This window comes from Bartonella sp. AD328YNZD, assembly GCF_042196425.1.
Window position 1 is genome coordinate 1 of the sequence record NZ_JBHIQG010000345.1, and the last position, 2,414, is coordinate 2,414.

The 2,414-nt window shown below is 36.8% G+C and carries 3 protein-coding genes; all 3 read left to right on the forward strand.

All coding sequences use genetic code 11. The features are described 5' to 3' along the window. The first annotated feature begins 69 nt into the window (after nt 1-69). Nucleotides 70-828, forward strand: coding sequence for a tetratricopeptide repeat protein (locus tag ACFIO3_RS11575; RefSeq protein WP_375607780.1), 759 nt, complete (start codon nt 70-72; stop codon nt 826-828). Between the two features lie 311 nt (nt 829-1,139). Then, entirely contained in the window at nt 1,140-1,619 is a 480-nt protein-coding gene (gene ccmE, locus ACFIO3_RS11580) for a cytochrome c maturation protein CcmE (protein ID WP_375606368.1), read from the forward strand. 7 nt (nt 1,620-1,626) lie between these two features. After that, nucleotides 1,627-2,414, forward strand: a 788-nt coding sequence (gene ccsA, locus ACFIO3_RS11585) for a cytochrome c biogenesis protein CcsA (RefSeq protein WP_375704498.1), incomplete at its 3' end; no start/stop codon positions are given.

The following is a 2,414-nucleotide window of genomic DNA, read 5'->3' on the forward strand; positions in this document are numbered from 1 at the left end:
CATCACTCTTCTTATGAAGAGGATAAAAGGTAAGCGAGAGATTCTCTGTTGGTATTGGAAAAAAGTGATATGCTCTTATTCATTTTTGCAGCATTTTTTCTGGCTTTTCTGGCAAGTGTTCTTTTTCTTTCACTCCGTTTTGACGATAGGATAAAGAAAGAAGGAAAAGTTCAAACCATGGATGGTGATAGAAGCCATAGGCATACGATTGAGTGTAACAAGCTTTATATGCATTATAAAAAAAGGAATATTCTTAAGGCCTTAAGTGTTTTATTTGTTCTTCTCATCACATGGAGTATTTATGGGCTGACAGGTAATCCGGAAGTGAAAAGCTATTTTTTTAGCGAATTAATGGATAAAGATCCTAAAATTCTAAGTCAGCAAGAAAAGCTTGTTCGCTTACAAGTGCTGTTTTTCCGATCACCTCGTGATGGCAAGCTCGCAGATGCGTTAGCGGTAGGCTATCTTGAAGAGCGCCATTTTCAAGAGGCGGTCAATGCTTATTTAGATGCACTTCGTTTGAATGGAGAGACAGCTCCAAGGCTTGTAGGATATGGTTTAGCATTGGTTGGTTATGAAGGAGGCATGATAACGCAAGAAGCACAAAATGCTTTTCAAAAAGCAGCGGATTTAGCGCCAACAGATTTTTATCCACGTTTATTGTTGGCTGATGCATTGCATCAAGCAGGAAAAACTGCGCAGGCAGTGCAATTTTTACAAAGCTTTCTTGACACAATGCCTGAAAATTTTTCAGGACGATCACGTGTTGAAAAAATGATGATTCAGTTACGTGATTTATCGAGTGGGCCATACAAAGAAAAGGAATAGGCGTCAATTGAGATGAGAAAATAAAAGAGAAAAGCTGTTTAGGAAGATAAAAGAGGGGGGCATTCTAGAAGAGAAAGGTATGTGTAGAGACGATTAAAGAACAGAAATGAAGAATGGAAAGAGCGCAATATAAGTGGTTATATATTAAATAAAAATTGGTGAAAAAAGTAAGAAAGCTATTGGTAAGCTTATTAGCAAAGGTGAGAGATTGGATAAAAAGTTGCACCTATGTAGAAGATGTGCAAAGCTCTTAAAAAATAAAATATTGATACTTAATTATAACGTATTTAAAATTTTTTCGCAGAGTGTCTATGAACAATCAATCTTTAAAAAGTTCTACTTCGTTGAAGGTTATTTTAGAGCAGCGAAAAAAAAAGCGCTTACTGATCATATTATTATGTTGTTTGGTTATGACAATTGCAGCAAGTCTCATAGTGTATGCAATGCGTCATGCGGTCAGTTTTTTTAGAATGCCCTCTGAAATTACAAGAGAAGATATTTTAACGGGGCGCCCTTTGCGTTTGGGTGGCTTTGTTGAAAAGGGAACTGTTCAATATGTTGGAGAGAGAGGCGTTGTTTTTTTTGTAACGGATAACAAAAAACATGAGAAAGTAGTTTTCAATGGTGCCTTACCGGATCTTTTTCGTGAAGGTCAGGGGGTGATCGTAGAAGGGCATTTCGATAAACAGGGCTTTTTTATTGGGATGCGTATTTTAGCAAAACATGATGAAACTTATATGCCTAAAGAAACAGCTGATCGTTTGAAAAAACATTACATTATGGAGAAATAATTCGATTGTGCTTGTCGAACTGGGTCATATTTTTTTAGCTGCAGCATTTTCAGTAAGCTTATTAGGGGCATTTTTACCTGCTTTAGGTTTTTGGTGGAGAGAGCGTTTGTTAATGCAAACAGTTGTTCCTCTAACATATATCACTTTTACATTACTGCTTTTATCTTTTTTAGTGATAATTTATGCTTATGTCGTATCTGATTTTTCTGTTTTGAACGTTGTTGAGAATTCTCATTCAGAAAAACCGATGCTCTATAAAATTACAGGTGTTTGGGGCAACCACGAAGGCTCTATGTTGTTATGGGTTTTAAGTCTTGCTTTTTTTAGTGCATTGATGGCTTTTTTTAACCAACATTTGCCAGAAGATTTTAAGACGCTTGTTTTAATTTGCCAAAGTTGGATTACAACTGCTTTTCTTTTATTTATTCTTTTTGTATCCAATCCATTTTTACGCGTAAATCCACCAGCATTGCAGGGAAATGGTCTCAATCCTCTTTTACAAGATATCGCATTAGCAATTCATCCACCGCTACTTTACTTAGGGTATGTCGGTTTTTCACTTTGTTTTTCTTTTGCCGTTGCGGCATTGATTATGGGACATGTTGATAGAATTTGGGCGCGTGGGATTCGTCCGTGGCTTTTACTTTCTTGGTGTTTTTTGACATTGGGTATTATGGTTGGCTCTTATTGGGCTTATTATGAGCTAGGATGGGGGGGCTACTGGTTTTGGGATCCTGTTGAAAATGTTTCGTTTATGCCTTGGCTTTCAGGAACAGCTCTTTTACATTCTATTCT

Coding starts and splice junctions, on each gene's coding strand:
- ACFIO3_RS11575 (WP_375607780.1), top strand. CDS start 70: ATGCTCTTATTCATTTTTGCAGCATTTTTTCTGGCTTTTCTGGCAAGT.
- ccmE (WP_375606368.1), top strand. CDS start 1,140: ATGAACAATCAATCTTTAAAAAGTTCTACTTCGTTGAAGGTTATTTTA.